The organism is Klebsiella sp. TF21-TM (assembly GCF_019753495.1).
GTDB classification, from domain to species: Bacteria; Pseudomonadota; Gammaproteobacteria; order Enterobacterales; family Enterobacteriaceae; genus Klebsiella; species Klebsiella quasipneumoniae.
This window is the reverse complement of record NZ_JAIJYL010000001.1, coordinates 191,183-216,283: the sequence shown is the minus strand read 5'-3', so window position 1 is coordinate 216,283 and position 25,101 is coordinate 191,183. Positions and strand designations below refer to the sequence as shown.

At 60.1% G+C, this 25,101-nt stretch carries 28 protein-coding genes, 2 pseudogenes and 1 riboswitch; of the genes and pseudogenes, 17 read left to right on the top strand and 13 right to left on the bottom strand.

The window, feature by feature from the left end:
• Positions 1 to 24: 24 nt before the first annotated feature.
• From yqiA to nudF, 4 genes are read right to left on the bottom strand one after another with little or no spacing between them, the layout of a single operon-like run.
• Positions 25 to 600, bottom strand: a complete 576-nt coding sequence (yqiA, locus tag K5R89_RS01110; protein WP_004205236.1) for an esterase YqiA — start codon at positions 598 to 600, stop codon at positions 25 to 27.
• On the bottom strand, positions 600 to 1,427 hold the full coding sequence (gene cpdA / locus K5R89_RS01105; protein WP_004205237.1) for a 3',5'-cyclic-AMP phosphodiesterase: 828 nt from the start codon (positions 1,425 to 1,427) through the stop codon (positions 600 to 602). Before cpdA ends, yqiA begins: the two co-directional genes overlap by 1 nt.
• A gap of 24 nt (positions 1,428 to 1,451) precedes the next feature.
• Positions 1,452 to 1,874 (bottom strand): DUF1249 family protein, encoded by a 423-nt coding sequence (locus K5R89_RS01100; RefSeq protein WP_004205239.1) that lies wholly within the window; start codon positions 1,872 to 1,874, stop codon positions 1,452 to 1,454.
• Positions 1,871 to 2,503, bottom strand: coding sequence for an ADP-ribose diphosphatase (nudF, locus tag K5R89_RS01095; RefSeq protein WP_004205241.1), 633 nt, complete (start codon positions 2,501 to 2,503; stop codon positions 1,871 to 1,873). Before nudF ends, K5R89_RS01100 begins: the two co-directional genes overlap by 4 nt.
• 196 nt (positions 2,504 to 2,699) lie before the next feature.
• Here nudF and tolC point away from each other — a divergent pair, with 196 nt between their 5' ends.
• From tolC to K5R89_RS01080, 3 genes are all read left to right on the top strand, one after another.
• Positions 2,700 to 4,160 carry an outer membrane channel protein TolC gene (gene tolC, locus K5R89_RS01090; RefSeq protein WP_032454074.1) on the top strand — a complete coding sequence of 487 codons (1,461 nt, stop codon included), beginning with the start codon at positions 2,700 to 2,702 and terminating at the stop codon, positions 4,158 to 4,160.
• Between the two features lie 167 nt (positions 4,161 to 4,327).
• On the top strand, positions 4,328 to 4,999 hold the full coding sequence (locus tag K5R89_RS01085; protein ID WP_002916849.1) for a DUF1190 family protein: 672 nt from the start codon (positions 4,328 to 4,330) through the stop codon (positions 4,997 to 4,999).
• Positions 5,000 to 5,004: 5 nt separating this feature from the next.
• Positions 5,005 to 6,165 carry a glutathionylspermidine synthase family protein gene (locus K5R89_RS01080; RefSeq protein ID WP_023291031.1) on the top strand — a complete coding sequence of 387 codons (1,161 nt, stop codon included), beginning with the start codon at positions 5,005 to 5,007 and terminating at the stop codon, positions 6,163 to 6,165.
• A 42-nt stretch (positions 6,166 to 6,207) separates the two neighbouring features.
• Here the strand turns inward: K5R89_RS01080 and ygiD are convergent, their stop codons facing one another.
• Complete coding sequence (gene ygiD, locus K5R89_RS01075; RefSeq protein ID WP_004205244.1) at positions 6,208 to 6,999, bottom strand: 4,5-DOPA dioxygenase extradiol; 792 nt, start codon at positions 6,997 to 6,999, stop codon at positions 6,208 to 6,210.
• 186 nt (positions 7,000 to 7,185) lie between these two features.
• On the opposite strand from ygiD, the gene zupT reads away from it, so the two are divergent.
• Positions 7,186 to 7,956 (top strand): zinc transporter ZupT, encoded by a 771-nt coding sequence (gene zupT, locus K5R89_RS01070; RefSeq protein WP_023291032.1) that lies wholly within the window; start codon positions 7,186 to 7,188, stop codon positions 7,954 to 7,956.
• A 63-nt stretch (positions 7,957 to 8,019) separates the two neighbouring features.
• Here zupT and ribB read toward each other — a convergent pair whose 3' ends face one another.
• Complete coding sequence (ribB, locus tag K5R89_RS01065; protein WP_217259130.1) at positions 8,020 to 8,673, bottom strand: 3,4-dihydroxy-2-butanone-4-phosphate synthase; 654 nt, start codon at positions 8,671 to 8,673, stop codon at positions 8,020 to 8,022.
• Between the two features lie 105 nt (positions 8,674 to 8,778).
• Positions 8,779 to 8,930: riboswitch (FMN riboswitch) on the bottom strand.
• 120 nt (positions 8,931 to 9,050) lie between these two features.
• On the opposite strand from ribB, the gene K5R89_RS01060 reads away from it, so the two are divergent.
• Positions 9,051 to 9,323: an accessory factor UbiK family protein gene (locus tag K5R89_RS01060; RefSeq protein WP_004174355.1), complete on the top strand. Its 273-nt coding sequence runs from the start codon at positions 9,051 to 9,053 to the stop codon at positions 9,321 to 9,323.
• 34 nt (positions 9,324 to 9,357) lie between these two features.
• On the opposite strand, the gene glgS is transcribed toward K5R89_RS01060, so the two are convergent.
• The gene (gene glgS / locus K5R89_RS01055) at positions 9,358 to 9,555 is read right to left on the bottom strand and encodes a cell surface composition regulator GlgS (RefSeq protein ID WP_004205248.1); all 198 of its coding nucleotides are present in this window, start codon (positions 9,553 to 9,555) and stop codon (positions 9,358 to 9,360) included.
• On the opposite strand from glgS, the pseudogene K5R89_RS01050 reads away from it, so the two are divergent.
• Positions 9,547 to 9,693: pseudogene (locus K5R89_RS01050) on the top strand (hypothetical protein); the annotation flags it as partial. The gene glgS and the pseudogene K5R89_RS01050 sit on opposite strands and share 9 nt — an antisense overlap.
• Positions 9,694 to 9,773: 80 nt before the next feature.
• Here K5R89_RS01050 and hldE read toward each other — a convergent pair.
• From hldE to K5R89_RS01035, 3 genes are read right to left on the bottom strand one after another with little or no spacing between them, the layout of a single operon-like run.
• A complete protein-coding gene (gene hldE, locus K5R89_RS01045) occupies positions 9,774 to 11,207 on the bottom strand; it encodes a bifunctional D-glycero-beta-D-manno-heptose-7-phosphate kinase/D-glycero-beta-D-manno-heptose 1-phosphate adenylyltransferase HldE (RefSeq protein WP_023291033.1) in 1,434 nt (477 codons plus the stop codon).
• A gap of 58 nt (positions 11,208 to 11,265) precedes the next feature.
• Positions 11,266 to 14,103 (bottom strand): bifunctional [glutamate--ammonia ligase]-adenylyl-L-tyrosine phosphorylase/[glutamate--ammonia-ligase] adenylyltransferase, encoded by a 2,838-nt coding sequence (gene glnE, locus K5R89_RS01040; RefSeq protein WP_075206861.1) that lies wholly within the window; start codon positions 14,101 to 14,103, stop codon positions 11,266 to 11,268.
• 20 nt (positions 14,104 to 14,123) lie between these two features.
• The gene (locus K5R89_RS01035) at positions 14,124 to 15,422 is read right to left on the bottom strand and encodes an inorganic triphosphatase (protein ID WP_217259131.1); all 1,299 of its coding nucleotides are present in this window, start codon (positions 15,420 to 15,422) and stop codon (positions 14,124 to 14,126) included.
• A 214-nt stretch (positions 15,423 to 15,636) separates the two neighbouring features.
• On the opposite strand from K5R89_RS01035, the gene K5R89_RS01030 reads away from it, so the two are divergent.
• Together K5R89_RS01030 and K5R89_RS01025 are read left to right on the top strand one after the other, a co-directional pair.
• Positions 15,637 to 16,257 (top strand): TIGR04211 family SH3 domain-containing protein, encoded by a 621-nt coding sequence (locus K5R89_RS01030; protein WP_023291036.1) that lies wholly within the window; start codon positions 15,637 to 15,639, stop codon positions 16,255 to 16,257.
• 61 nt (positions 16,258 to 16,318) lie between these two features.
• Complete coding sequence (locus K5R89_RS01025; protein WP_023291037.1) at positions 16,319 to 17,560, top strand: multifunctional CCA addition/repair protein; 1,242 nt, start codon at positions 16,319 to 16,321, stop codon at positions 17,558 to 17,560.
• Between the two features lie 11 nt (positions 17,561 to 17,571).
• Here the strand turns inward: K5R89_RS01025 and bacA are convergent, their stop codons facing one another.
• Both bacA and folB read right to left on the bottom strand, forming a co-directional pair.
• Complete coding sequence (gene bacA, locus K5R89_RS01020) at positions 17,572 to 18,393, bottom strand: undecaprenyl-diphosphate phosphatase (RefSeq protein ID WP_023291038.1); 822 nt, start codon at positions 18,391 to 18,393, stop codon at positions 17,572 to 17,574.
• A gap of 198 nt (positions 18,394 to 18,591) precedes the next feature.
• Complete coding sequence (gene folB, locus K5R89_RS01015; RefSeq protein WP_004150923.1) at positions 18,592 to 18,975, bottom strand: bifunctional dihydroneopterin aldolase/7,8-dihydroneopterin epimerase; 384 nt, start codon at positions 18,973 to 18,975, stop codon at positions 18,592 to 18,594.
• A 107-nt stretch (positions 18,976 to 19,082) separates the two neighbouring features.
• Here folB and plsY point away from each other — a divergent pair, with 107 nt between their 5' ends.
• Both plsY and K5R89_RS27745 read left to right on the top strand, forming a co-directional pair.
• Positions 19,083 to 19,700 (top strand): glycerol-3-phosphate 1-O-acyltransferase PlsY, encoded by a 618-nt coding sequence (plsY, locus tag K5R89_RS01010; protein WP_004205257.1) that lies wholly within the window; start codon positions 19,083 to 19,085, stop codon positions 19,698 to 19,700.
• A gap of 149 nt (positions 19,701 to 19,849) precedes the next feature.
• A pseudogene (locus tag K5R89_RS27745) lies at positions 19,850 to 19,951 on the top strand (hypothetical protein); the annotation flags it as partial.
• Positions 19,952 to 19,961: 10 nt separating this feature from the next.
• On the opposite strand, the gene K5R89_RS01000 reads toward K5R89_RS27745, so the two are convergent.
• The gene (locus K5R89_RS01000) at positions 19,962 to 20,108 is read right to left on the bottom strand and encodes a hypothetical protein (RefSeq protein ID WP_032428993.1); all 147 of its coding nucleotides are present in this window, start codon (positions 20,106 to 20,108) and stop codon (positions 19,962 to 19,964) included.
• Between K5R89_RS01000 and K5R89_RS00995 the strand changes: the two genes are divergently transcribed.
• The 7 genes from K5R89_RS00995 to ureG are packed head-to-tail and all read left to right on the top strand — an operon-like array spanning position 20,098 to position 25,048.
• A complete protein-coding gene (locus K5R89_RS00995) occupies positions 20,098 to 20,922 on the top strand; it encodes an urease accessory protein UreD (protein WP_072420625.1) in 825 nt (274 codons plus the stop codon). The genes K5R89_RS01000 and K5R89_RS00995 overlap by 11 nt on opposite strands.
• A gap of 9 nt (positions 20,923 to 20,931) precedes the next feature.
• Positions 20,932 to 21,234 carry an urease subunit gamma gene (locus tag K5R89_RS00990; protein WP_002916871.1) on the top strand — a complete coding sequence of 101 codons (303 nt, stop codon included), beginning with the start codon at positions 20,932 to 20,934 and terminating at the stop codon, positions 21,232 to 21,234.
• A gap of 9 nt (positions 21,235 to 21,243) precedes the next feature.
• On the top strand, positions 21,244 to 21,564 hold the full coding sequence (locus K5R89_RS00985; protein ID WP_023291040.1) for an urease subunit beta: 321 nt from the start codon (positions 21,244 to 21,246) through the stop codon (positions 21,562 to 21,564).
• Positions 21,557 to 23,260 carry an urease subunit alpha gene (gene ureC / locus K5R89_RS00980; RefSeq protein WP_023291041.1) on the top strand — a complete coding sequence of 568 codons (1,704 nt, stop codon included), beginning with the start codon at positions 21,557 to 21,559 and terminating at the stop codon, positions 23,258 to 23,260. Before K5R89_RS00985 ends, ureC begins: the two co-directional genes overlap by 8 nt.
• 9 nt (positions 23,261 to 23,269) lie before the next feature.
• The gene (ureE, locus tag K5R89_RS00975; protein ID WP_017899736.1) at positions 23,270 to 23,746 is read left to right on the top strand and encodes an urease accessory protein UreE; all 477 of its coding nucleotides are present in this window, start codon (positions 23,270 to 23,272) and stop codon (positions 23,744 to 23,746) included.
• Between the two features lies 1 nt (position 23,747).
• Positions 23,748 to 24,422, top strand: coding sequence for an urease accessory protein UreF (locus K5R89_RS00970; RefSeq protein ID WP_064155332.1), 675 nt, complete (start codon positions 23,748 to 23,750; stop codon positions 24,420 to 24,422).
• Positions 24,423 to 24,430: 8 nt separating this feature from the next.
• Positions 24,431 to 25,048 carry an urease accessory protein UreG gene (gene ureG, locus K5R89_RS00965; RefSeq protein WP_023291043.1) on the top strand — a complete coding sequence of 206 codons (618 nt, stop codon included), beginning with the start codon at positions 24,431 to 24,433 and terminating at the stop codon, positions 25,046 to 25,048.
• The last annotated feature ends 53 nt before the right edge of the window (positions 25,049 to 25,101 follow it).

The window sequence follows — 25,101 nt, the reverse complement described above, 5'->3', positions numbered from 1 at the left end:
TATTCGTAGGTCGTTCAGGGCCGTTTAGCGCAGGCCGAGAAATTCGATAATCTGAGTGAAATGATCGTCAAAGCCGACAAATGCGTGATTACCGCCCTCCTCCACCGTCTGCCGGCAGGAGGCGTAGTAATGAACGGCCTGGCGGTAATCAAGCACTTCATCCCCGGTCTGCTGCAGCAGCCAGAGTAAATCCGGCGCTTCGAGCGGGTCGATTTGCATGACTTTGAGATCGTAAATATGGCGAGACTCTAGCACATATTGCTGCCCGGTGTACGGATTCTCATTGTGGCCTAGAAAATTGTTCAGCAGCTCAAACGGCCGCACCGCCGGGTTAACCACTACCGCTGGCAGCATAAAGCACTGCGACAGCCAGGTGGCGTAGTAGCCGCCCAGCGACGACCCTACGACCCCCAGCGGCTCGCCGCCGTGCTCCAGCACGATGGACTCCAGCAGCTCCGCCGTTTCCGCCGGGTAAGGCGGCAGCTCCGGCACCACCATGGCGATCTCAGGATAGTGCTGCGCCAGCCAGGTCTTTAACGCCGTCGCCTTCGCCGAGCGCGGAGAACTGTTAAAGCCGTGCAGATAAAGGAGCGTCGCCATCAGTAGCCTTCTGAAGCAATATCCGGATGAAACGCCGCGCCTTCCAGGCGGCACACTTCGGTGGTCAGCGTTCCGTCAGGGTGAAGCTCCAGCCAGCGCCAACCCGGCGACACCGTATCGAGGGTGAAATTGGCGCAGTGCGGTTTGAACTGAACGCAGGTCGACGGCGTCGCCATCATACGTCGGCCATTCCAGTCGAGATCCAGCTCCTGATGAATATGGCCGCACAGCAGATGCTTCACCCGCGGCCAGGCGCTCAGCGCGCTGTCCAGCGCGCCGGCGTTGCGCAGACTGTGTTGATCCAGCCAGCTGCAGCCGGCCGGCAGCGGATGATGATGCAGCAGGAGTAAGGTATAACGCTCCGGCGCCTCCGCCAGCTTATGTTCGAGCCATTCCAGCTGGAAGTCGCTCAGCTCGCCATGGGGAACGCCAAAAACCTGGCTGTCCAGCAGCAGGATCTGCCAGTGGTCGCCGAGAAACACGCGCTTGGCGGGGGAAATGCCCGACTCCTGCAGGGTGCTGTACATCGCCGGCTGGAAATCATGGTTGCCCGGTAGCCAGACGCAGGGTGCAGCGAAACTCGCGATGCCCTCAGCAAAATGCTGGTAGGCCGCGGAGGAGTGATCCTGCGCCAAATCGCCTGTTGCGACAATCAAATCGCATGGACGCTGTGAGGCATGAATGGCCGACAGTACGGCCTGATAGCTTTCCCAGGTATTGATGCCTAACAACGTTTCATGTTTTTCAGCAAACAGGTGAGTATCAGTAATTTGTAAGATCCTGACTCTGGCCTCACCAGCCAGAGGTAGGTTTAACAGGCTTTCCAAATGGTGTCCTTAGGTTTAACGACGCTAACAAACCGGAATCGCCATCGCTCCATGTGCTAAACAGTAACGCAGCCAGTCGGCCAGAAACTGGTTAATTTGATGCTTTTCGTCGCGTTGATGCAACTTTTTATTAGGATAATCATATCGCGCTTTGAAGCGAAAGATCTGCTGACTCGAACACACTTCGGCCACCATGGCGTCATGGTAGAGGCGAACGGTCATCGACGGCAGACTCCAGTAGCTCACCGCTGGCAGAGTCTGCTCTATCGCCACCAGAGTAGTGTAGCGGGTTGATTCCGTTATCGTTAACCGATATTGCGCGCTTCCCACCTGATAGCTCACCTTCTCACCCGCTGCATCCGTTCGCGGCAACAGGCGGCGCAACTGGGCGAAATTGGTCTCGCACAGGCGCATCATCTCAGGGAAGTCAGGTGTATAACGCTTCATTTTGTCCACTCGTTTCGTAAATTGTGATAATGCAATTGCAGCCATTGCAAGGCGATGACAGAGGCTGCGTTGTCGATTTTCCCCTCTTCTACCCACTGGTAAGCCTGCTCCCGGCTCACCACATGCACCCGAATATCCTCATTTTCCTCGGCCAGGCCGTGAATGCCTTTTGCCGTCGATGCATCAACTTCGCCCACCAGGATCGATAACCGTTCGCTGGTGCCGCCAGGACTGGCCAGATAGCTTAATATTGGTTTCGTCCGCCCAACTTCAAGGCCGGCCTCCTCCAGCGCTTCCCGACGGGCGACATCTTCTACCGTCTCACCCGCCTCGATCATGCCGGCGACCATTTCCAGCAGCCAAGGGCTCTCGCTGGTATCATAGGCGGCGATACGGATTTGTTCGACCAGCACCACTTCGTCCCGCACCGGGTCAAAGGGTAGCAAGACGGCGGCATGCCCGCGCTCAAAAATTTCACGGGTGACTTCGCCGCTCATGCCGCCGTTAAACAGACGGTGGCGAAAACGGTATAAATCGAGCGAAAAAAAACCACGATACAGCGTTTCGCGTGCAATAATTTCTACATCATTTTTGGAGAAGGTAATTCCCTGGTGAATGGGTTTGCTCATTGTCATGTCCTGCTAATCCGAAATGAGGGATTTCCAGACCGTTTGGCTACCGTTTTACGGTCCGTATGTTAGATTGGTGCAAATTACCGCCGGATGGCACGTAACGCCAACTTTTTACGGCGGCAGAATCGATACAATCAGCGGAATTTTTCTTAGAATTAGACCAGCGCTAAATGCTTCACAACAAGGAATGCAAATGAAGAAATTGCTCCCCATTCTTATCGGCCTGAGCCTGACCGGGTTCAGCGCCATGAGCCAGGCGGAAAACCTGCTTCAGGTTTACCAGCAGGCGCGCATCAGCAACCCCGATCTGCGTAAATCGGCAGCCGATCGTGACGCCGCGTTCGAAAAGATCAACGAAGCGCGCAGTCCATTACTGCCTCAGCTCGGGCTGGGAGCGGATTATACCTATACCAGCGGCTTCCGTGATTATAAAGACCAGAATTCTAACGTCACCAGCGGCTCGCTGCAGTTAACGCAGGTTCTGTTTGATATGTCGAAATGGCGCGCCCTGACGCTGCAGGAAAAAACGGCAGGCATTCAGGATGTCACGTATCAGACCGATCAGCAAACGCTGATTCTGAATACCGCGACGGCCTACTTCAAAGTGCTGGCCGCCATCGACACGCTCTCTTATACCGAAGCGCAGAAACAGGCTATTTACCGCCAGTTGGATCAAACCACCCAGCGCTTTAACGTCGGTCTGGTGGCGATCACCGACGTGCAGAACGCCCGTTCACAATACGACGCCGTGCTGGCGAACGAAGTGACCGCGCGTAACGATCTCGACAACGCCGTGGAAGAGCTGCGCCAGGTTACCGGCAACTACTACCCGGAGCTGGCCTCCCTGAACGTAGACGGCTTCAAAACCAGCAAACCGCAGGCGGTGAACGCCCTGCTGAAGGAAGCGGAGAACCGCAACCTGTCGCTGCTGCAGGCGCGTCTGAGCCAGGATCTGGCCCGCGAGCAGATTCGCCAGGCGCAGGACGGCCATTTGCCGACCCTGGATTTGAATGCCTCGTCGGGCGTTTCCAACAACCGCTACAGCGGCTCAAACAGCATCGCGCAAGATGCTGATATCGGTCAGAACAAAATCGGCCTGAGCTTCTCCATGCCGCTGTATCAGGGCGGGATGGTTAACTCGCAGGTTAAACAGGCGCAGTACAACTTCGTCGGCGCCAGCGAGCAGCTGGAAAGCGCTCACCGCAGCGTGGTCCAGACCGTGCGTTCTTCGTTTAACAACGTGAATGCCTCTATCAGCAGCATCAACGCCTACAAACAGGCGGTGGTCTCTGCGCAAAGCTCCCTGGATGCGATGGAAGCAGGCTACTCGGTGGGTACCCGTACTATCGTTGACGTCCTCGACGCCACCACCACGCTGTACAACGCCAAACAGCAGCTCTCGAATGCGCGCTACAACTACCTGATCAACGAGCTGAACATCAAGTCGGCGTTAGGTACGCTGAACGAGCAGGATCTGGTCGCCCTGAACAACACCCTGGGCAAACCGATCTCCACCTCCGCGGACAGCGTCGCGCCGGAAAATCCGCAGCAGGATGCCACTGCCGACGGTTACGGCAACACGACCGCGGCCGTGAAGCCGGCGTCTGCACGGACGACGACCCAAAGCAGCGGCAGCAATCCGTTCCGTCAGTAATTCTCATACTGTGACGCGCATCGCCTGTCCGCCGGACAGGCGATGCGTTAAACGTAAGGCAACGTAAAGATCCCCCGCTTAGCGCCCCTCTTCGCTTCATTTTCCACCACTCATCCTCTATCCTGAGCGTTAACACACGCCATACCACTGGGTCCTGGAAGACAAATATGAAACGGACAAAAAATATTAATCATTCGTCGTTCCGCAAAAGCTGGAGCGCACGCCACCTGACGCCGGTCGCCCTGGCCGTCACCGCGGTCTTTATGCTTGCCGGTTGTGAAAAAAGCGACGAAACGGTCTCGCTGTACCAGAACGCCGATGACTGCTCCGCCGCCAACCCGGGCAAAGCAGCCGAATGCACCACGGCCTACACCAACGCGGTGAAAGAGGCAGAGCGCACCGCGCCGAAATATGCCACCCGCGAAGACTGCGTCGCCGAGTTTGGCGAAGGCCAGTGCCAGCAAACGCCTGCCCAGGCGGGCGTCGCCCCGGAAAACCAGGCGCAGGCGCAAAGCAGCGGCAGCTTCTGGATGCCGCTGATGGCCGGCTACATGATGGGCCGCCTGATGGGCGGCGGCATGGCGCAACAGCAGCCGCTGTTCAGCTCCAAAAACCCGGCCAGCCCGGCCTACGGTCAGTACACTGACGCCAGCGGCAAGAGCTATGGCGCCGCCCAGCCGGGCCGCACCATGAACGTGCCGAAAACCGCGATGGCGCCGAAGCCAGCGACCACCACCACCGTCACCCGCGGGGGCTTCGGCGAGTCGGTGGCGAAGCAGTCGACCATGCAGCGTAGCGCCGCAGGCTCCACCTCCTCTTCTCGCTCAATGGGCGGCTAAGCAACATGGAAAGAGTCAGCATTACCGAGCGCCCGGACTGGCGCGAGAAAGCGACCGAATACGGCTTCAACTTCCACACCATGTACGGCGAGCCCTACTGGAGCGAAGAGGCTTATTACAAGCTGACCCTCGCCCAGGTGGAAAAGCTGGAGGAGGTCACCGCCGAGCTGCATCAGATGTGTCTTCAGGTGGTGGAAAAAGTGATCGCCAGCGATGAGCTGATGGCCAAATTCCGCATCCCTAAACACACCTGGGGCTTTGTGCGCCAGTCGTGGAAAACCAACCAGCCGTCGCTCTACTCACGTCTCGACCTGGCCTGGGATGGCGTCGGCGAGCCGAAGCTGCTGGAGAACAATGCCGACACGCCGACCTCGCTGTATGAAGCGGCCTTCTTCCAGTGGATCTGGCTGGAAGACCAGCTCAACGCCGGCAAGCTGCCGGCGGGCAGCGATCAGTTCAACAGCCTGCAGGAAAAGCTAATCGATCGCTTCGGTGAGCTGCGCGAGCAGTTTGGCTTCCAGCTGCTGCATATGGCCTGCTGCCGCGATACCGTTGAAGATCGCGGCACCGTGCAATATCTGCAGGACTGCGCCGCCGAGGCGGGGCTGGCGACGGAATTCCTCTACATCGAAGATATTGGTCTGGGTGAAAAAGGCCAGTTTACCGATCTCCAGGATCAGGTGATTGGCAACCTGTTCAAGCTCTATCCGTGGGAGTTTATGCTGCGGGAGATGTTTTCCACCAAGCTGGAAGACGCCGGCGTCCGCTGGCTGGAGCCGGCGTGGAAGAGCATCATCTCCAACAAAGCGCTGCTGCCGATGCTGTGGGAAATGTTCCCTAATCATCCGAATCTGCTGGCGGCTTACTTCAGCGAAGATGCCCATCCGGAGATGGAGAAGTACGTCATTAAGCCAATCTTCTCCCGCGAAGGCGCCAACGTGTCGATCGTTGAGAATGGCAAAGTTTTGGAAGCCGTGGAAGGCCCGTACGGAGAAGAAGGCACAATCGTGCAGGAATTTTACCCGCTGCCGAAGTTTGGTGACAGCTACACGCTGATTGGCAGCTGGCTCATCAACGATCAGCCCGCCGGGATCGGCATTCGTGAAGACCGGGCGCTGATTACCCAGGATCTGTCGCGCTTCTATCCGCACATTTTCGTCGAATAATGTCGCGCTCCGGCGACGATACCGCCGCCGGAGCACAATCTATCAGGCGCCAACCACCACCGACAGCATACTCAACGAGCCCATCTCGATGCCATCGACCGGGGTCGAAATCGCCTCAACGCCGTCCCACGCCCCCAGGACATATAACAGCGGCAGGAAATGCTCCGCCGTTGGGTTGGAGAGCGAGCCCCCTTCATGTGCCAGGTAGTTAACCAGCGGGTGCTGATCGTCCGGGCCCTGCCACTGCAGATTCGCCTTCACGTAGTTGTTGAAGGACTCCGCCCACGGATACGGCGTGTTCTCGCCATGCCAGCGGGCGGTACGCAGGTTATGCACCACGTTGCCGCTGGCCACCAGCATAATGCCTTCATCACGCAGCGAGGCCAGCTTCCGCCCCATTTCGAGATGCCAGGCCGGCGGTTTGGTGCTGTCGATGCTCAGCTGAACCATCGGGATATCCGCCTGCGGATACATCTTAATCAGCACGCCCCATGAACCATGGTCAAATCCCCAGGCTTCTTTATCGAGGGTGACCGGCACCGGCGAGAGCAACTCCACCAGTCGTTGCGCCAGCGCCGGGGAACCCGGAGCCGGGTAATGGGTGTCATACAGCGCCTGCGGGAAGCCGCCGAAGTCGTGAATGGTCTTCGGGGCCTCCATCGCCGTCACGCCCGTACCGCGCGTGAACCAGTGCGCAGAGACCACCACGATCGCTTTCGGACGCGGCAGGGTTTCGCCCAGGTGAGCCCAGGCGCGGGTATAGCGATTGTCTTCCAGCACGTTCATTGGGCTGCCATGGCCGAGGAACAACGCGGGCATTCGGGTACGGGACATGATGATATCCTTAGGGTGTCAATGTGATGTGCTCACATTACGCGCTTTTGCGCCAGGATAAACTCAGATAACCATGATGATGATCGTCAGAAAATTTGAATGTAATTCGCGGTAAAGGGAGCTGTCCCGTACGCGCATCCTCAGGCAATATACTCGTATGCACTTATTTTCGCAGGGAGAGAAGCGATGTCATCACCCTTAATATTGACGCTGTTAGCCGGTAGCGCAACCTTTATTGGCGCCATATTCGGCGTGATTGGCCAGAAACCCTCTAACCGCCTGCTTGGCTTCTCCCTCGGCTTTGCCGCCGGGATCATGCTGTTGATTTCGTTGATGGAAATGCTGCCTGCCGCGCTGGCCGCCGAGGGCATGTCGCCGCTGCTCGGCTACGGAATGTTTGTTGTCGGCCTGCTGGGCTACTTTGGTCTCGATCGCCTGCTGCCGCACGCCCACCCGCAGGATCTGATGACCCCCGCCGCGCCGCGGCCGCGCAATTTACGCCGCACCGCCATTTTGCTGACGCTGGGTATCAGCCTGCATAATTTTCCGGAAGGCATCGCCACCTATGTCACGGCCAGCAACAACCTCGAGCTTGGCATGGGAGTGGCGCTTGCCGTTGCCCTGCACAATATTCCTGAAGGTCTGGCGGTTGCCGGGCCGGTATATGCCGCTACCGGATCGCGCAGCAAGGCGGTGCTCTGGGCCGGTCTTTCCGGCATGGCGGAGATTTTAGGCGGCGTGCTGGCGTGGCTGATTCTGGGCAGCCTGGTCTCGCCGCTGGTCATGGGCGCGATCATGGCCGCCGTCGCCGGGATTATGGTGGCGCTGTCGGTCGATGAACTGATGCCGCTGGCAAAAGAGATCGATCCGCAAAGCAACCCGAGCTATGGCGTCCTGTGCGGGATGTCGGTGATGGGGCTAAGCCTGGTGGTGCTCCAGACGATGGGCATCGGTTAAGGCGCAGAAACAATACAGCCCACTAAAAAGTGGGCTGTTTTCACTGGCGTTGTCAGCCGCTGATTAGCTGGCTTTACGCTCATGTTCGCGACGATAGGCCACCAGATCTTCAATCGTGACCACTGCCATATTGTGCTGCTGAGCGAACTTGATGCACTCCGGCGCGCGGGCCATAGTGCCATCGTCATTGGTCAGCTCGCACAGCACGCCTGCCGGTTTGAAGCCGGCGAGAGTCACGAGGTCGATAGTGGCTTCGGTGTGGCCGCCGCGGCTCAGTACGCCGCCCGGCTGCGCCCGCAGCGGGAAAACGTGGCCAGGACGGTTGAGATCGGAAGGTTTCGCGCCGTCGGCAATCGCCGCGCGGACGGTGGTCACGCGGTCGGCAGCGGAAACGCCAGTGGTCACGCCTTCGGCCGCTTCGATGGTGACGGTAAAGCCGGTGCCGTAGGCGCTGGTGTTGTTCTCCACCATCATCGGCAGATCCAGCTGTTTACGGCGATCTTCGGTCAGGCACAGGCACACAATGCCGCTGCCGTGACGAATGGTCAGCGCCATCTGCTCTACGGTCATGGTTTCGGCGGCGAAAATCATATCGCCTTCGTTTTCACGGTCTTCATCGTCAAGCACCATCACGCCGCGGCCTTCGCGCAGGGCGTTTAAAGCGTGTTCCACACGTTCAAAAGCGGTACCAAAAGAAGAAAGGAGCGTCTGATTCATGGTAAAAAAACCTCATTAAAATTATGGTTACCAGAATCAGGGCAGTCTTAGGAGCGCCGGTTTAGCGGCAAAAGTCAACGCGAGCGGGCCTGGGCCCGACTGTGCCGTTACTCTCTCCCATCCGGACTTTAACCGTCGGCCCCGGAATTACACCGGATCTGCTGACCTTCCCGTAGTCACGGGAAGCGCTCGCGGGCTTTCAACGCCATGGTTGATTTACCGCCGGTGGGGAATTTCGCCCCGCCCTGAGAATAAGCGAGATAACTATAACGCTATTGACTATCCTCGGCAATGCATAAGCTTCAAACATTTCTGGTTTATAGGCGGCCTGGTTCGCACTACAATGATCAATCATCCGACCCGAGCAGGAAACCACCATGATTGACCCGAAAAAAATTGAACAAATCGCCCGCCAGGTCCATGAGTCGATGCCAAAAGGACTTCGCGATCTGGGTGAGGATGTTGAGAAGAAAATCCGCCAGGCGCTGCAGTCGCAGCTGACCCGTCTGGATCTGGTTAGCCGCGAAGAGTTTGACGTGCAGACTCAGGTTCTGCTGCGGACCCGCGAAAAACTGGCGCTGCTGGAACAGCGCCTGAATGACCTTGAAAACCGCCCGGCGACGACGCCTGGCAGCGAAGAGCAGCAGTAAAAAAACGGGCCCTCAGGGGCCCGTTTGCGTTGGCTTAGTGTGCGGCTTCCGCCGGGCTGTTCACCTGACGACAGTACAGTTCATAGCGCTGGCAAAACCATTCACGATGTTCTTCATCCATATTGCCGACGATGGCCTGAAGATCAACTGGCTGGCCCTGGGCGTGCATTCTGGCGAAACTCCGCGCCAAAAAATCAAAATTCTTCATTGAATACATATCGTTATGGTTCATGCGCATACTCCTTCAGCGGTGGATGTTCTGATCAGTCATATGCCTTTTACTCACTTCAGTATTTACGCTTACCTTAACGCCATTTGTACGAAAAATGCGCTTAATGTGATTATTTATTGCGCCATATCATTTTCCACATCATTAAATAAAAACGGCCCGCGATATCGCTATCGCAGGCCGTGATGCCGCACCGTTCTGGTGGGTGAATAGCGAAACGGTTATTTTTCGCTATCTTTCTGTATTTTCTTAATAATGTTGGTGGTTGAGCACCCATCTTCAAAGTTGAGCACCAGCACTTCGCCACCGTTCGCCCAGACCTCTTCACTGCCGGCGATCTGTTCCGGTTTGTAGTCGCCGCCTTTGACCAGCAGATCCGGCAGGATCCCGGCAATCAGGCGCTGCGGTGTATCTTCTTCGAAGGAGACCACCCAGTCGACCGCCTCCAGCGCCCCCAGCACGATCATCCGCTGCTCCAGCGGGTTCACCGGGCGGGTTTCGCCTTTCAGACGTTTGGTGGAGGCATCGCTGTTGACCGCCACGATCAGACGGTCGCCCAGTTTGCGCGCATTCGCCAGATAGGAGACATGGCCGGCGTGCAGAATGTCGAAGACGCCGTTGGTCATAACCACTTTCTCGCCGCGCTTGCGCGCTGCCGCAACCGCCTGTTTGAGTTCCTCTTCGCTCATCACGCCGAAGCCAGTCTCAGCCCGGCCGCGAACCGCATTTTCCAGCTCGACAGGAGAAACGGTGGAGGTCCCCAGCTTGCCAACCACCACGCCCGCCGCGGCGTTGGCGAAATAGCAGGCCTCTTCCAGGGTATTGCCGGAGGCCAGGGTCGCCGCCAGCACGCCAATCACCGTGTCGCCGGCGCCGGTGACATCGTACACTTCCTGGGCCTGGGTCGGCATATGCAGCGGCGGACGCCCCGGCTGCAGCAGCGTCATCCCCTGCTCAGAGCGCGTCACCAGCAGCGCTGACAGTTCGAATTCGGCGATGAGCTTCATGCCGCGCTCAACGATCTCCGCTTCATTCTGGCACTTGCCCACCACCGCTTCAAACTCAGAGAGGTTCGGCGTGAGCAGCGTTGCGCCGCGATAGCGTTCGAAATCGGTACCTTTCGGATCGATCAGCACCGGGACGCCTGCTTCACGGGCGAGCTTGATCATCGTCTGGACGCTGGTCAGCGCCCCTTTAGCGTAGTCCGAGAGAACCAGCGCGCCAATCGAGCCCAGCGCCTGCTGAATGCGCTCGTGCATCGGCTGCGGATCAACGCCGGAAAAGCCCTCTTCAAAGTCGAGGCGAATCAACTGCTGGTTGCGCGACAGCACCCGCAGCTTGGTGATGGTCGGGTGTGTCGGGACGGAGACAAAGTCGCACTTCACATTGACGTTGGCCAGCGCCTGGCTCAGCGCGCGGGCGGCGTCATCAATCCCGGTCAATCCCACCAGGCGCGACGTCGCCCCCAGGGAGGCGATGTTCATCGCTACGTTTGCCGCGCCGCCAGGACGTTCTTCGATATTTTCCACCTTCACCACCGGCACCGGGGCTTCCGGGGAAATACGACTGGTGGGGCCGTACCAGTAGCGGTCCAGCATCACATCACCCACCACCAACACTCCTGCACGTTCAAACTCCGGCAGCGTTACTTTCATGACTCTCTCCTGCGAGACGCAAACTTTGCGCGCGATAATAGCACACCCGATTTTATAGTTAAGCCATCAGCCACTTCTGCCAGCTGGCGCTGACCTGCTCACGCTCCCGGCTGAATGCCTCTGGCGCCACGTGTCCCGGCAGCTCCTGCAGGGCCAGGTGATGGAGCGCATCACGCAAGGTGGTGTACGCGTGCGTTAAGGCTCGCGCTTCCTCCTCGTCCATGATGTCGTTCTGCGCCAGCAGCTCGAGAATACGCACGTTATCAGACCAGCGGGTCAACTTCGGCTTGTCGCTGGCATAGCGTAGGACCAGATACTGGGTAATAAATTCAATATCCGTGATCCCACCGGCATCGGCTTTGATATCAAAACGATCGGCATGTTTATTGCCGAGGTGGGCGCGCATCTTCTCACGCATCTCGCGAACTTCGGTCTGCAGGGTCGCGCCATCCCGCGCGGTGGTCAGGATATCGCGACGAATGGCGTCAAATCGCGCCTGCAGCGCCGGGTCGCCATAGACCACGCGAGCGCGCACCAGCGCCTGATGCTCCCATGTCCAGGCTTCGTTCTGCTGATAGTCGGCAAACGCGTCGGCGGTGGTGACCAGCATCCCCGCCGCGCCGGAAGGGCGCAGCCGGGCGTCAACTTCGTAGAGAATACCGGACGAGGTGCGGGTGCTGAACAGGTGCATGATCCGCTGAGCCAGCCGCAGGTAGAACTGACGGCCGTCGATCTCCCGCTCGCCGTCGGTCATCACCTCCGCCGGGCAGTCATGGAGGAACACCAGGTCGAGATCGGAACTGTAGCCCAGCTCCCAGCCGCCGAGCTTGCCGTAGCCGACGACGGCGAAGCCGCGCCCCTGGCGATCGTGCAGGTGGGTCGGCTGGCCGTAGCGGGCCACCATCTGTCCCCATGCCTGCTGCACCACCGCGTCGAGGATCGCTTCGGCAAGCCAGGTTAAGTGATCGCTGACCTTCATCACCGGCAGCGTGCCGGCGATATCCGCCGCGGCGATATGCAGCTGCTGCGCCTGCTTGAACTGGCGCAGTGCCTCCAGCTGCTGCTCTTCATCCTCTTCCGGCACGCGCAGCAGATACTGGCGCAGCTCGTCGCGATAGGCATCGGTCGCCGTCGGCTGATAGAGGGTGTTGGGATCCAGCAGTTCATCAAGCAGCAGCGGGTGGCGCGCCAGCTGGCTGGCGACCATCGGCGACGCCGCGCAGAGCGTAATCAGGTGCTTCAGCGCGCCGGGGAATTCGCTCAGTAGCTCAAGATAGGTGGTGCGAGTGACGATCCCGGTCAACAGCGGCGTGATCCGCGCCAGAGGCAGAGGCGCATCGGCGCGCGAGCAGATTTCGCTCAGCAGATGCGGCATCAGTTGATCCAGCACCTGGCGGCCTCGCGGGCCGATGGTGCGCCGATCCAGCTCTTTACGGAAATCAGCAATCAGCGCCAGCACGCTGCGGCGGTCGGCGTCGTTTAAATGCGCCAGCGCCGGGCTGGCGTCATCTTCTTCCAGCGCATCCTGCCACAGTTCGCGCCAGTACTCCGCCAACTGCTCATCCGGCGACTGGGCCTCATCATCGCCGATCAGCTCATTAAACACCCGCCGCACGCTGGCCATATGGCTCGCCAGCTGCGCGCTCAGCGTCTCCCAGTCGTCGGTATGCATCCCCCACGCCAGCCTGGCGCGGTTCAGTTCATCCTGCGGCAGAGTCTGAGTCTGCTCATCGTTGATGCTCTGCAGCAGATTTTCCAGCCGGCGCAGGAACAGATAGGCCGCGCGCAGCAGCGTCGCGTCGCCTTCCGGCAGCAGATGCAGCTCATCAATCGCCGCCAGCGTCGGCAGCAGCGCCCGCTGCTGCAGCGCAGGTTCGCGACCGCCGCGGATCAGCTGAAAGACCTGCACGATAAACTCAATTTCACGGATCCCGCCGGCGCCGAGCTTGATGTTGTCTTTCAGCCCGCGACGCCGCACTTCGCGAGCGATCATGCCTTTCATGTTACGCAGCGACTGGATCACGCTGAAGTCGATATAGCGGCGGAAGACGAAGGGGCGAAGCATCGCGCGCAGCTCGCTGGCGTAGGCGTCGTCGTTATCGCCCATGATCCGCGCTTTCACCATCGCGTAGCGTTCCCAGTCCCGGCCCTGCTCCTGGTAATAATCCTCCAGCGCCGCAAAGCTGAGCACCAGCGGCCCGCTGTCGCCAAACGGCCGCAGGCGCATGTCCACCCGATAAACAAAGCCGTCCTGCGTCGGCTGGTCGAGCGCCTTGATAAGCCGCTGCCCCAGGCGGGTAAAGAACTGGGCGTTATCCAGCTCGCGGCGGCCGCCGCGGGTGGCGCCATGCTCGGGCCAGGCAAAAATCAGATCGATATCGGAAGAGAAGTTCAGCTCGCCGCCGCCCAGCTTTCCCATCCCGAGGATCAGCAGCGGCTGCGGCTGGCCCTCGGCATTGCAGGGCGTTCCCCACTCTTTACAGCAGGCGGCGTACAGCCAGTCGCGGGCGGCGACAATCAGGGTCTCCGCCAGGACGCTCAACTGCTGCAGCGTCTCTTCTTCGCTTACCAGCGACAGCGCCTGCGCCCAGGCGATGCGGACCATCATATGACGGCGGAAAAGACGCAGCTCTCGCATCAACCCCGCTTCGTCAGCCACCGCCTGCAGGCGTTCCTGCAGCCAGGTCTCATAATGCCGCCACTCTTCCGCCTCCGGTGAAGACTGGGCAAGCTCGTTCAGCCAGCCTGGCTGGGCGATCACACTCTGTTCGACAAAATCACTGAACGCCATCACCGACCTGGCCTGCGGGCTCAGTTCGGCGACGGGGAAATCCGCTGGCAGGCGGTCAGCGACCGTCTGCCAGTGCTGCTGTAACTGCGAAGAAAGCGGCATCATAGGGGCTCCCTGGCCTGTAATTATCGTTTTCCACTATGCAGCCAGAACGGCTCGGCAGCCAGCGCCTGGCGACGGAAATATTCAAAGACGCTGCGGTCGTCATGCTCTATCGCACGCTGTAGTTCCTGCCAGTTCTCCAGCCACGGCGCGACGGCGTCGCCATAGGCGCCCGCCAGCAACTGGACGCTGTCGATGTCGCGCGCCAGCTTCGGCAGCTGGTCGGCGGCATCCTCCACCGCCAGGTGCTGCACGGCGCCGCGCAGCTCAGCCGCCGTACGGGAAAGGTGAATATCGGCAAACCGTTTGAACGATCCGGCTATTTTTTTCTCTCCCGCCTCGTTGAGGAACGGACGCCAGCCGCGCTGGACCAGCCATTCGGTCAGCGCCAGTTTGGCGGCGACGACCTCGGTGCGGAATAACGTCTCATCGGCGGTGTCCGCGGCCAGCAGCGCCGCTTCGGCGTCGTTCAGCAACGCGCGGAGGTGGGTGGTCGCCTTCCGCGGCACGATGCCGCCGAACAGCACCAGCGCATGGCGCACGCGGGCTATCGCCAGCAGGATTTCCGCTTTGGCTTTCGCGTTGCCGCGCAGCCAGACCTCATCGTGATACAGCCAGTGCGCCAGGGCGCTCTCCAGCGCCGCCTCCAGCCCCTGCTCCACGCTGGCCTTCGCCGCCACCGGCAGCACCGCCAGCCGGGTTACCGGGCGCTCGTCGTTGCCTTGCGCCAGATGATACCCGCGCGCGGCTTTGCTCAGGCTCCCCTGACGCAGGACGCCGCTCTCCAGCAAACGCTGCGCGAGGCGCAGCAGATCGGCGGTCTCCCCGGCGAGCAGCTCCAGCTCCAGCTCGCAGATCGGCTCCTGATGCTCGCCCGCCTTCACTTCGCCGCGATCGAGGGCAATCTCAATTTCACTCTTTCCTTCCTGGATCACCCAGCGCTCACGGGCAAAGTCGGTGCTGAACAGCGGTTGCACATGCTCCGCCAGCGCGGCTGGAAGTTCCCCTTGCGGCCAGACCTCCGCCGGCAGGCGCTCAAGCGCCAGTTCCGGTTTATCCAGTGGAATATTGTATTCCGGGCGCTGGTGCAGGCCGCCCACCACCCGACCGGCGATTTTCAGCGTCATCTCATAACGCCCCTGGTCGCCGCGAATGCGCAGCCCCATGTCGTGACGACGCAGCCAGTTATCGGCGGTTTCATAGTAAATGTTCAGCAACTGGCCCGCGGGCGTATGTTTCGCCTCGAGCGCATTGAGCTGCTCGCGCAGCGTCTCTACCCCATCCTGAGCGACGATAAACTTAAGTTCGATTTCTTGAGCCATGACTGAATTCTTCCGCTTCTGTGCTGCGCCGACAAATTGCGGCGAACTTACGACGATATTTTTTGTCAGTAGATAGTATTTTGCGGCGAATCGCCATGCAACGCGCTTTTTGCCGGGCCACCTCTTGGATGATTCCGATTGTGGTGGAAAACTTTGCGTCGCTCTGGCGATGCCTCTACTATCGTTCCACTTTTTATGACCAAACGATGACCTGATGCCAAAATTACGCCTGATTACTTTTACTTTGCTCGCGCTTAGCGCCGCCACGGCGGTTCACGCAGAAGAAAAGCGCTACGTTTCCGATGAGCTGAACACCTGGGTTCGCAGCGGCCCGGGCGATAATTATCGTCTGGTCGGCACCATCAACGCCGGGGAAGAAGTGTCGGTGCTGCAAACCAACGACAGCACCAGTTACGCGCAGATCCGCGACGCGAATGGGCGTACCGCCTGGATCCCGCTGAAAGAGCTGAGCAACGAGCCCAGCCTGCGCACCCGCGTCCCGGATCTGGAAAACCAGGTCAAAACGCTGACCGATAAGCTGAATAATATCGACGCCACCTGGAACCAGCGCACGGCGGATATGCAGAAGAAAGTCGCCGGCAGCGACAGCGTGATCAACGCGTTGAAAGACGAGAACCAAAAGTTGAAAAACGAGCTGGTTGTCGCGCAGAAGAAGGTGAATGCGGCGAATCTGCAGCTTGATGATAAACAGCGCACCATTATCATGCAGTGGTTTATGTACGGCGGCGGCGTGCTGGGCGTCGGTTTGCTGCTGGGTCTGGTGCTGCCGCATCTGGTGCCAAGCCGCAAACGTAAAGACCGGTGGATGAACTAATTCGTCTTCTCTGCCAGACTTACGTATCATCTTGCGAAAAACAGATACGGGAGAATCAGGCGTGAAGAGTTATCTGGTCGGTGGTGCGGTGCGCGACGCGCTGTTAGGACTGCCGGTCAAAGACCGAGACTGGGTGGTGGTGGGCGCCACCCCGCAACAGATGCTTGACGCGGGCTATCAGCAGGTAGGCCGCGACTTTCCCGTGTTCCTTCATCCGCAAAGCCGGGAAGAGTATGCCCTGGCCCGCACCGAGCGCAAATCCGGCGCAGGCTATACCGGTTTTACCTGCTATGCCGCCCCGGACGTCACTCTTGAAGCGGATCTGCTACGCCGCGACCTGACGGTCAACGCCCTCGCCCAGGATGCCGACGGCACGATTATCGACCCCTACGGCGGACAAAACGATCTCCGCCAGCGCCTGCTGCGCCATGTCTCTCCCGCCTTTAGCGAAGACCCGCTGCGCGTGCTGCGCGTGGCGCGCTTTGCCGCCCGCTATGCCCATCTCGGTTTTCGCATCGCCGAAGAGACCCAGACCCTGATGGCCGCCATGGTTGAGGCTGGCGAACTGGCCCATTTAACGCCGGAGCGGGTGTGGAAAGAGACGGAAAGCGCGTTGACCACCCGCAACCCGCAGGTCTTTTTCCAGACGCTGCGCGACTGCCAGGCCCTCAAGGTGCTGTTCCCGGAGATTGACGCCCTGTACGGCGTGCCGGCCCCGGCCAAATGGCACCCGGAAATCGATACCGGCCTGCACACCCTGATGACCGTCACGATGGCCGCGATGCTATCGCCGGACGTCGAGGTGCGCTTCGCCACCCTGTGCCATGACCTCGGCAAAGGGCTGACGCCGAAAGCGCTCTGGCCGCGTCACCACGGCCATGGCCCGGCGGGAGTCAAGCTGGTGGAGCAGCTCTGCGCGCGTCTGCGGGTGCCGAACGATATCCGCGATCTCGCGAAACTGGTGGCGGAGTACCATGATCTGATCCACACCCTGCCGATCCTGCAGCCAAAAACCCTCGTCAAACTTTTCGACAGCATTGACGCCTGGCGTAAACCGCAGCGCGTGCAACAGATCGCCCTCACCAGCGAAGCCGACGTCCGCGGGCGCACCGGCTTTGAGGCCAGCGATTATCCGCAGGGGCGCCTGCTGCTGGAAGCCTGGGAAGTGGCGCAGTCGGTCTCCACCAAAGAGGTGGTAGCGGCGGGCTTTAAAGGGGCGGAAATTCGCGAGGAGCTGACGCGGCGGAGAATTGCGGCGGTGGCGCAGTGGAAGGAACAGCGTTGCCCCCAGCCGCAAGGCTGAGGGCGATGGCCTTAGAAAAAGACCACGTAAACCGCTGCCGCGACGATAAAGCGGTAGATAGCGAACGGAATGAACGAGATCCGTTTGATCAGTTGCAGGAAGGTTTTAATCGCAATCAGCGCCACGATAAACGCCATCACGAAGCCGACGGCAAACATCGGAACATCGCCCATGTTGAGGAAGCCGATGCTCTTGTAGACGTCCAGCACCGTGGCGCCCATCATCATCGGTACCGCCAGCAGGAATGAGAACTCCGACGCCGCGTAGCGGCTGACGCCCATCAGCATGCCGCCGGAGATGGTCGCCCCTGAGCGGGAGAAGCCCGGCCACAGCGCCAGGCACTGGAAGCAGCCGATAACGAATGCCTGACGATAGGTCATATCGTCAATCCCGACCGCGCGCGGCTGTTTCGGCTTCAGCACTTCCGCCGCAATTAACAGCACACCGCCGACAATCAGGGCGTACATCACGTTTACCGGGTTAAACAAAGACTTAATGGTGTCGTGGAAAATAAGCCCCATCACCACCGCGGGGATCATACCGAGAAGGATATGGATAAGCGATAAGCGACCGCTGCCCTTGCCTTCATGCGCCGGCGGCTTGCCGAAATGGATGCCGATCAGGCCGAACAGGCGACGCCAGAACATCACCACCACGGCGAGTATCGAGCCTAGCTGAATAACCACTTCAAAGGTATTTGCCGTATCACCTTCAAACCCCAGCAGGTGACCAACAATAATCATATGACCGGTACTGGAAACAGGTAAAAATTCTGTTAACCCCTCAACCACACCCAATATTGCCGCCACCAGCAGCGAGTGTATATCGCTCATCCAATTAAACCCTTTAAAAAAGTAAAATGAAAAAAACCAGGAACACGGTATCGTTCAACAGGCATAACCCGGCTGCCAGAGGGCGCGCAATCCGCAGCGTACACGGCGTACACAAGGATTCACCTGCCGTTCTGGTAGGAGATCGCCAGTAAAATTGCCTGATGACCGGATGCTATGACCGGTATAAACGCAATTTGTTTAACAAGTATGACCTGAAAAGTTTTGTTTCAGATTAAGGCCACGTTCAATAATCACCCCGACGTTTGCCGCGCGAGCCACGGCGCCAGGTTTGCTGACTTTAATGCGCACCCATGGCGACTGGAATGTCTCCAGCAGCAGGTCGGCCACCTCTTCCGCCACCCGCTCCACTAACGCGAATTTTCCCCCCTCAACATGCGCGATGACGCGCTCGCTGATATCAGCATAGCTAAGGCAATCGCTGACATCATCGCTGGCGGCCGCCTTGCGGTTATCCCATGCAATTTCGATATCGAACACCAGCTTCTGTTCAATGGTTTGTTCCCAGTCATAAACACCAATGGTGGTGATTACCGAAAGTTGCTCTATAAATACAATATCCATCACGCCCTGCCTGCTTTTTAGCTAAACCGGATACCACTTCCGGCGAATTATGCGTATTATCCACAGATGCAGAGAATACAACGACATTTTCAAAACGGAACAGCGTTATGAGTGCAATCGCGCCTGGACTGGTACTCCTCGCCTACCTCTGCGGCTCCATTTCCAGCGCCATTCTGGTATGTCGCCTTGCTGGCCTGCCCGACCCACGCGACAGCGGCTCAGGCAACCCCGGGGCCACTAACGTACTACGAATCGGCGGAAAAGGGGCGGCCGTAGCGGTACTTATTTTTGATGTGCTGAAGGGCATGTTGCCGGTATGGGGCGCCTGGGCGCTGGGCCTGACGCCGTTCTGGCTGGGTTTAGTGGCGATTGCCGCCTGCGTGGGCCACATCTGGCCAGTCTTCTTTCATTTCCGCGGCGGTAAAGGCGTCGCCACGGCCTTCGGCGCTATCGCCCCCATCGGCCTCGACCTGACCGGCGTGATGGCCGGGACCTGGCTGCTGACCATCCTGCTCAGCGGTTACTCTTCCCTTGGCGCTATCGTCAGCGCGCTGATCGCTCCGTTCTACGTCTGGTGGTTCAAACCGCAGTACACCTTCCCGGTGTCGATGCTCTCCTGCCTGATCCTGCTGCGCCATCACGACAACATTCAGCGTCTGTGGCGCCGCCAGGAGAGCAAAATCTGGACGCGGGTGAAGAAGAAAAAAACGCCAGAAGAGAAGTAATCTCCCCTCCCGGCCACCCCAGCCGGAGGGATCCCCGATTCTATTTAGCGGTCTCACCCGCTCTTTCGCCTTACGTCATCATGATTGGCGATCATCGCCACATCCCCCTTTTGTAACAATGCGTTAGCGGCGACCCACAGCAAAATTCCCGCCAGCGACCGGCGGCGCGGCGTGAACCGCGCTGACGCCTTTTCCGCCGCGGCCAGGCAACGGTTCAGGATATTGACGGCAATGATTATCCGGGTGAATAATCCGGAGCGGTTATGCCGCTTTCCCCTCGCGCCCGATGCGACGCTCCGGGTAACAGATGACATAAGCGTTTCGTATGACCGGGATAATCTCCCGCCGATCAATACTCATTGCTGCTGTTTTATCTTGATTTTGCAGGGGCGCAACATTGCACGGCACCGTGTTACCACCACTCAAAAAAGGCTGGCAGGCCACGCTGGATCTGCGCTTTCAGCAGGCCGGCGGCAAGACCGTTCTCGCCAGCGCCCAACACGTCGGCCCGCTGACCGTCCAGCGCCCGTTTTACCCGGAAGAAGAGACCTGTCATCTCTATCTGCTTCACCCCCCCGGCGGCATCGTCGGCGGTGATGAGCTGACGATTAGCGCCCACCTTGATCCCGGCTGCCATACCCTGATAACCATGCCTGGCGCCAGCAAGTTTTACCGCAGCAGCGGCGCGCAAGCGCTTTTGCGCCAGCGGTTGACCCTCGCCCCGCAGGCGACCCTGGAGTGGCTCCCGCAGGATGCCATCTTCTTTCCCGGGGCGAACGCCCGGCTGTCCACCACCTTTCACCTTTGTGCCTCCAGCACGCTGCTGGCCTGGGATCTGCTCTGCCTTGGCCGCCCGGTGATCGGCGAAACCTTCAGCCACGGCACCCTCAGCAACCGGCTGGAGGTATGGGTGGACGATGAGCCGCTGCTGGTCGAGCGCCTGCACCTGCAGGAGGGAGAGCTGTCCAGCGTCGCCGGACGCCCCTGGGTCGGCACGCTGCTGTGCTATCCGGCAACCGATGCCCTGCTCGACGGGGTGCGCGACGCGCTGGCGCCGCTCGGCCTCTACGCCGGCGCCAGCCTGACCGACCGCCTGCTGACGGTGCGCTTCCTCAGTGACGATAATCTGGTTTGCCAGCAGGTGATGCGCGACGTCTGGCAGTTTCTGCGCCCTCATCTCACCGGCAAATCCCCCGTACTTCCCCGAATCTGGCTGACTTAAGAGAACGTTATGGAACTGACCCCCCGAGAAAAAGACAAGCTGTTGCTGTTTACCGCCGCGCTGGTGGCGGAACGCCGCCTGGCCCGCGGCCTGAAGCTCAACTATCCGGAGTCCGTGGCCCTGATCAGCGCCTTTATTATGGAAGGTGCCCGCGACGGCAAAAGCGTGGCCTCGCTGATGGAGGAAGGCCGTCACGTCCTGACCCGCGAGCAGGTAATGGAGGGCGTCCCGGAAATGATCCCGGATATCCAGGTCGAAGCCACCTTCCCGGACGGCTCGAAGCTGGTCACCGTTCACAACCCGATTATCTGAGGTAGCGCCATGATCCCCGGTGAATATCACGTTAAGCCCGGCCAGATAGCCCTCAACACCGGCCGGGCGACCTGTCGCGTGGTCGTTGAAAACCACGGCGATCGGCCGATTCAGGTCGGTTCGCACTACCATTTCGCCGAGGTCAACCCGGCGCTGAAGTTCAACCGTCAGCAGGCCACCGGCTATCGCCTGAATATCCCGGCCGGCACGGCGGTACGCTTTGAACCTGGCCAGAAACGCGAGGTTGAGCTGGTGGCCTTCGCCGGTCACCGCGCCGTTTTCGGCTTCCGCGGCGAGGTCATGGGCCCTCTGGAGGCAAACGATGAGTAATATTTCACGCCAGGCCTATGCCGACATGTTCGGCCCCACCATTGGCGACAAGGTGCGCCTGGCCGATACCGAGCTGTGGATAGAGGTGGAGGACGATTTGACCACCTATGGGGAAGAGGTCAAATTCGGCGGCGGCAAAGTGATCCGCGACGGGATGGGTCAGGGACAGATGCTGGCCGCCGACTGTGTCGACCTGGTGCTCACCAATGCGCTGATCGTCGATCACTGGGGGATCGTTAAGGCCGATATCGGTGTGAAGGACGGTCGGATCTTCGCCATCGGCAAAGCCGGCAACCCCGACATTCAGCCCAACGTCACCATCCCCATCGGCGCCGCGACGGAAGTCATTGCCGCCGAAGGAAAAATCGTCACCGCCGGCGGGATCGATACCCATATTCACTGGATCTGTCCGCAGCAGGCGGAAGAGGCGCTGGTCTCCGGCGTGACCACCATGGTCGGCGGCGGCACCGGCCCGGCGGCGGGTACCCATGCCACCACCTGCACCCCGGGGCCATGGTATATCTCACGCATGCTGCAGGCGGCCGACAGCCTGCCGGTCAATATCGGCCTGCTGGGAAAGGGCAACGTTTCTCAGCCGGACGCTCTGCGCGAGCAGGTGGCGGCGGGCGTTATTGGCCTGAAGATCCATGAGGACTGGGGCGCCACCCCAGCGGCGATCGACTGCGCGTTAACCGTCGCCGATGAGATGGATATTCAGGTCGCGCTGCACAGCGACACGCTCAATGAGTCCGGTTTTGTGGAAGATACCCTCGCCGCCATCGGCGGGCGCACCATTCACACCTTCCATACCGAAGGGGCCGGCGGCGGCCATGCGCCGGATATCATCACCGCCTGCGCCCACCCGAACATTTTGCCGTCCTCCACCAACCCAACGCTGCCCTACACCCTTAACACCATCGATGAACATCTCGATATGCTGATGGTCTGCCACCATCTGGACCCGGACATCGCCGAGGACGTGGCCTTTGCCGAGTCGCGCATTCGCCGGGAAACCATCGCTGCGGAAGACGTGCTGCACGACCTTGGCGCCTTCTCGCTCACCTCCTCGGATTCGCAGGCCATGGGCCGCGTCGGGGAAGTGGTTCTCCGCACCTGGCAGGTGGCGCACCGCATGAAGGTGCAGCGCGGAGCGCTGGCGGAGGAGACAGGGGATAACGACAACTTCCGCGTGAAGCGCTACATCGCCAAATACACCATCAACCCGGCGCTGACCCACGGCATCGCACACGAAGTCGGCTCCATTGAGGTGGGTAAGCTGGCGGACCTTGTGGTCTGGTCGCCTGCCTTCTTCGGCGTGAAACCGGCCACCGTGATCAAAGGCGGCATGATCGCCATCGCGCCGATGGGCGATATCAATGCCTCAATTCCAACCCCGCAGCCGGTGCACTACCGTCCGATGTTTGGCGCGCTGGGCAGCGCCCGCCATCACTGCCGACTCACCTTCCTGTCGCAGGCGGCGGCGGACAACGGCGTTGCCGAGCGGCTGAACCTGCGCAGCGCGATCGCCGTGGTGAAAGGCTGCCGTACGGTGCAGAAAGCCGACATGGTGCACAACAGCCTGCAGCCTAACATCACCGTCGACGCGCAGACTTATGAGGTGCGGGTGGATGGCGAACTCATCACCAGCGAGCCGGCAGAGGTTCTGCCGATGGCGCAACGTTATTTTCTGTTTTAAGGAGAGCGGATGCTTTATTTAACTCAACGTCTGGAGACCCCCGCCGCCGCGACCGCCAGCGTTACGCTGCCGATTGATGTTCGCGTCAAAAGCCGGGTAAAAGTCACCCTCAACGATGGCCGGGAAGCCGGCCTGCTGCTGCCCCGCGGGCTGCTGCTGCGCGGCGGCGATGTGCTCAGCAACGAAGACGGCACCGAATTTGTGCAGGTGATTGCCGCTGATGAAGGGGTGTCGGTGGTGCGCTGCGACGATCCGTTTATGCTGGCGAAGGCCTGCTACCACCTCGGCAATCGTCACGTACCGCTGCAGATCATGCCGGGCGAGCTGCGCTACCATCACGATCACGTGCTGGACGATATGCTGCGCCAGTTCGGCCTGACGGTGACCTTTGGCCAGCTGCCGTTCGAGCCGGAAGCCGGCGCTTACGCCAGCGAAAGCCACGGTCATCATCATGCTCATCATGACCACCACGCTCACAGCCACTAGCATGTCGACAGCGGAACAACGTCTGCGGCTGATGCAGCTGGCCAGCAGCAACCTGCCGGTAGGGGGTTACAGCTGGTCCCAGGGGCTGGAGTGGGCTGTGGAAGCCGGATGGGTGCCGGACGTCGCGGCCTTCGAGCGCTGGCAGCGACGGCAGATGACGGAAGGCTTTTTTACCGTCGACCTGCCGCTGTTCGCCCGCCTGTACTGCGCCTGCGAACAAGGCGATATCGCCGCGGCCCGGCGCTGGACGGCTTATCTGCTGGCCTGCCGGGAGACCCGTGAACTGCGGGAGGAAGAGCGCAACCGCGGCGCGGCGTTTGCCCGCCTGCTTGGCGACTGGCAGCCGGACTGTCCACCGCCGTGGCGCACGCTGTGCCAGCAAAGCCAGCTCGCCGGGATGGCCTGGCTCGGCGTGCGCTGGCGCATCGCGCTGCCCGAGATGGCCCTAAGCCTGGGCTACAGCTGGATTGAGAGCGCCGTGATGGCCGGCGTTAAGCTGGTGCCCTTCGGCCAGCAGGCCGCTCAACAGCTGATTTTACGTCTTTGCGACCACTACGCGGCGGCGATGCCCCGCGCGCTGGCCGCGCCGGACGGCGATATCGGATCGGCCACGCCGCTCGCCGCCATCGCCTCTGCCCGGCATGAAACCCAATACTCCCGATTATTCCGTTCCTAGGAGAAGCCATGAATTCTTATAAACACCCGCTGCGCGTCGGCGTTGGCGGCCCGGTCGGCTCCGGTAAAACCGCCCTGCTGGAAGCGCTGTGCAAAGCGATGCGCGATACCTGGCAGCTGGCGGTGGTCACCAACGACATCTACACCAAAGAAGATCAGCGCATCCTCACTGAAGCGGGCGCGCTGGCGCCTGAACGCATTGTCGGGGTGGAAACCGGCGGCTGCCCGCACACGGCGATCCGTGAAGATGCCTCGATGAACCTCGCCGCGGTGGAAGCGCTGAGTGAAAAGTTCGGTAACCTCGACCTTATCTTCGTGGAAAGCGGCGGCGATAACCTGAGCGCCACCTTCAGCCCGGAGCTGGCGGATCTGACCATCTATGTTATCGACGTGGCCGAAGGGGAGAAGATCCCGCGCAAAGGCGGGCCGGGGATCACCAAATCCGATTTTCTGGTGATCAATAAAACCGACCTTGCCCCCTATGTGGGCGCTTCACTGGAGGTGATGGCGAGCGATACCCAGCGTATGCGCGGCGATCGCCCATGGACCTTCACCAACCTGAAGCGTGGCGACGGCCTGAGCACCATTATTGCCTTCCTCGAAGACAAAGGCATGCTCGGCAAATAGGCCTTTTGCACCAGCCGGGCGCAAGCGCGTCCGGATGGTGCAGCCCCTGCCCT

What these genes read in the sequence shown, in the direction of transcription:
- glnE (WP_075206861.1), bottom strand. Translation starts at nt 14,103, where the DNA reads ATGATGCCGCTTTCTTCGCAGTTACAGCAGCACTGGCAGACGGTCGCT.
- ureE (WP_017899736.1), top strand. Translation starts at nt 23,270, where the DNA reads ATGCTTTATTTAACTCAACGTCTGGAGACCCCCGCCGCCGCGACCGCC.
- K5R89_RS01100 (WP_004205239.1), bottom strand. Translation starts at nt 1,874, where the DNA reads ATGAAGCGTTATACACCTGACTTCCCTGAGATGATGCGCCTGTGCGAG.
- K5R89_RS01080 (WP_023291031.1), top strand. Translation starts at nt 5,005, where the DNA reads ATGGAAAGAGTCAGCATTACCGAGCGCCCGGACTGGCGCGAGAAAGCG.
- K5R89_RS00985 (WP_023291040.1), top strand. Translation starts at nt 21,244, where the DNA reads ATGATCCCCGGTGAATATCACGTTAAGCCCGGCCAGATAGCCCTCAAC.
- K5R89_RS01060 (WP_004174355.1), top strand. Translation starts at nt 9,051, where the DNA reads ATGATTGACCCGAAAAAAATTGAACAAATCGCCCGCCAGGTCCATGAG.
- hldE (WP_023291033.1), bottom strand. Translation starts at nt 11,207, where the DNA reads ATGAAAGTAACGCTGCCGGAGTTTGAACGTGCAGGAGTGTTGGTGGTG.
- yqiA (WP_004205236.1), bottom strand. Translation starts at nt 600, where the DNA reads ATGGCGACGCTCCTTTATCTGCACGGCTTTAACAGTTCTCCGCGCTCG.
- ygiD (WP_004205244.1), bottom strand. Translation starts at nt 6,999, where the DNA reads ATGTCCCGTACCCGAATGCCCGCGTTGTTCCTCGGCCATGGCAGCCCA.
- plsY (WP_004205257.1), top strand. Translation starts at nt 19,083, where the DNA reads ATGAGTGCAATCGCGCCTGGACTGGTACTCCTCGCCTACCTCTGCGGC.
- folB (WP_004150923.1), bottom strand. Translation starts at nt 18,975, where the DNA reads ATGGATATTGTATTTATAGAGCAACTTTCGGTAATCACCACCATTGGT.
- zupT (WP_023291032.1), top strand. Translation starts at nt 7,186, where the DNA reads ATGTCATCACCCTTAATATTGACGCTGTTAGCCGGTAGCGCAACCTTT.
- K5R89_RS01035 (WP_217259131.1), bottom strand. Translation starts at nt 15,422, where the DNA reads ATGGCTCAAGAAATCGAACTTAAGTTTATCGTCGCTCAGGATGGGGTA.
- K5R89_RS00970 (WP_064155332.1), top strand. Translation starts at nt 23,748, where the DNA reads ATGTCGACAGCGGAACAACGTCTGCGGCTGATGCAGCTGGCCAGCAGC.
- bacA (WP_023291038.1), bottom strand. Translation starts at nt 18,393, where the DNA reads ATGAGCGATATACACTCGCTGCTGGTGGCGGCAATATTGGGTGTGGTT.
- ribB (WP_217259130.1), bottom strand. Translation starts at nt 8,673, where the DNA reads ATGAATCAGACGCTCCTTTCTTCTTTTGGTACCGCTTTTGAACGTGTG.
- K5R89_RS01030 (WP_023291036.1), top strand. Translation starts at nt 15,637, where the DNA reads ATGCCAAAATTACGCCTGATTACTTTTACTTTGCTCGCGCTTAGCGCC.
- K5R89_RS00990 (WP_002916871.1), top strand. Translation starts at nt 20,932, where the DNA reads ATGGAACTGACCCCCCGAGAAAAAGACAAGCTGTTGCTGTTTACCGCC.
- K5R89_RS01085 (WP_002916849.1), top strand. Translation starts at nt 4,328, where the DNA reads ATGAAACGGACAAAAAATATTAATCATTCGTCGTTCCGCAAAAGCTGG.
- ureC (WP_023291041.1), top strand. Translation starts at nt 21,557, where the DNA reads ATGAGTAATATTTCACGCCAGGCCTATGCCGACATGTTCGGCCCCACC.
- tolC (WP_032454074.1), top strand. Translation starts at nt 2,700, where the DNA reads ATGAAGAAATTGCTCCCCATTCTTATCGGCCTGAGCCTGACCGGGTTC.
- ureG (WP_023291043.1), top strand. Translation starts at nt 24,431, where the DNA reads ATGAATTCTTATAAACACCCGCTGCGCGTCGGCGTTGGCGGCCCGGTC.
- nudF (WP_004205241.1), bottom strand. Translation starts at nt 2,503, where the DNA reads ATGAGCAAACCCATTCACCAGGGAATTACCTTCTCCAAAAATGATGTA.
- glgS (WP_004205248.1), bottom strand. Translation starts at nt 9,555, where the DNA reads ATGAACCATAACGATATGTATTCAATGAAGAATTTTGATTTTTTGGCG.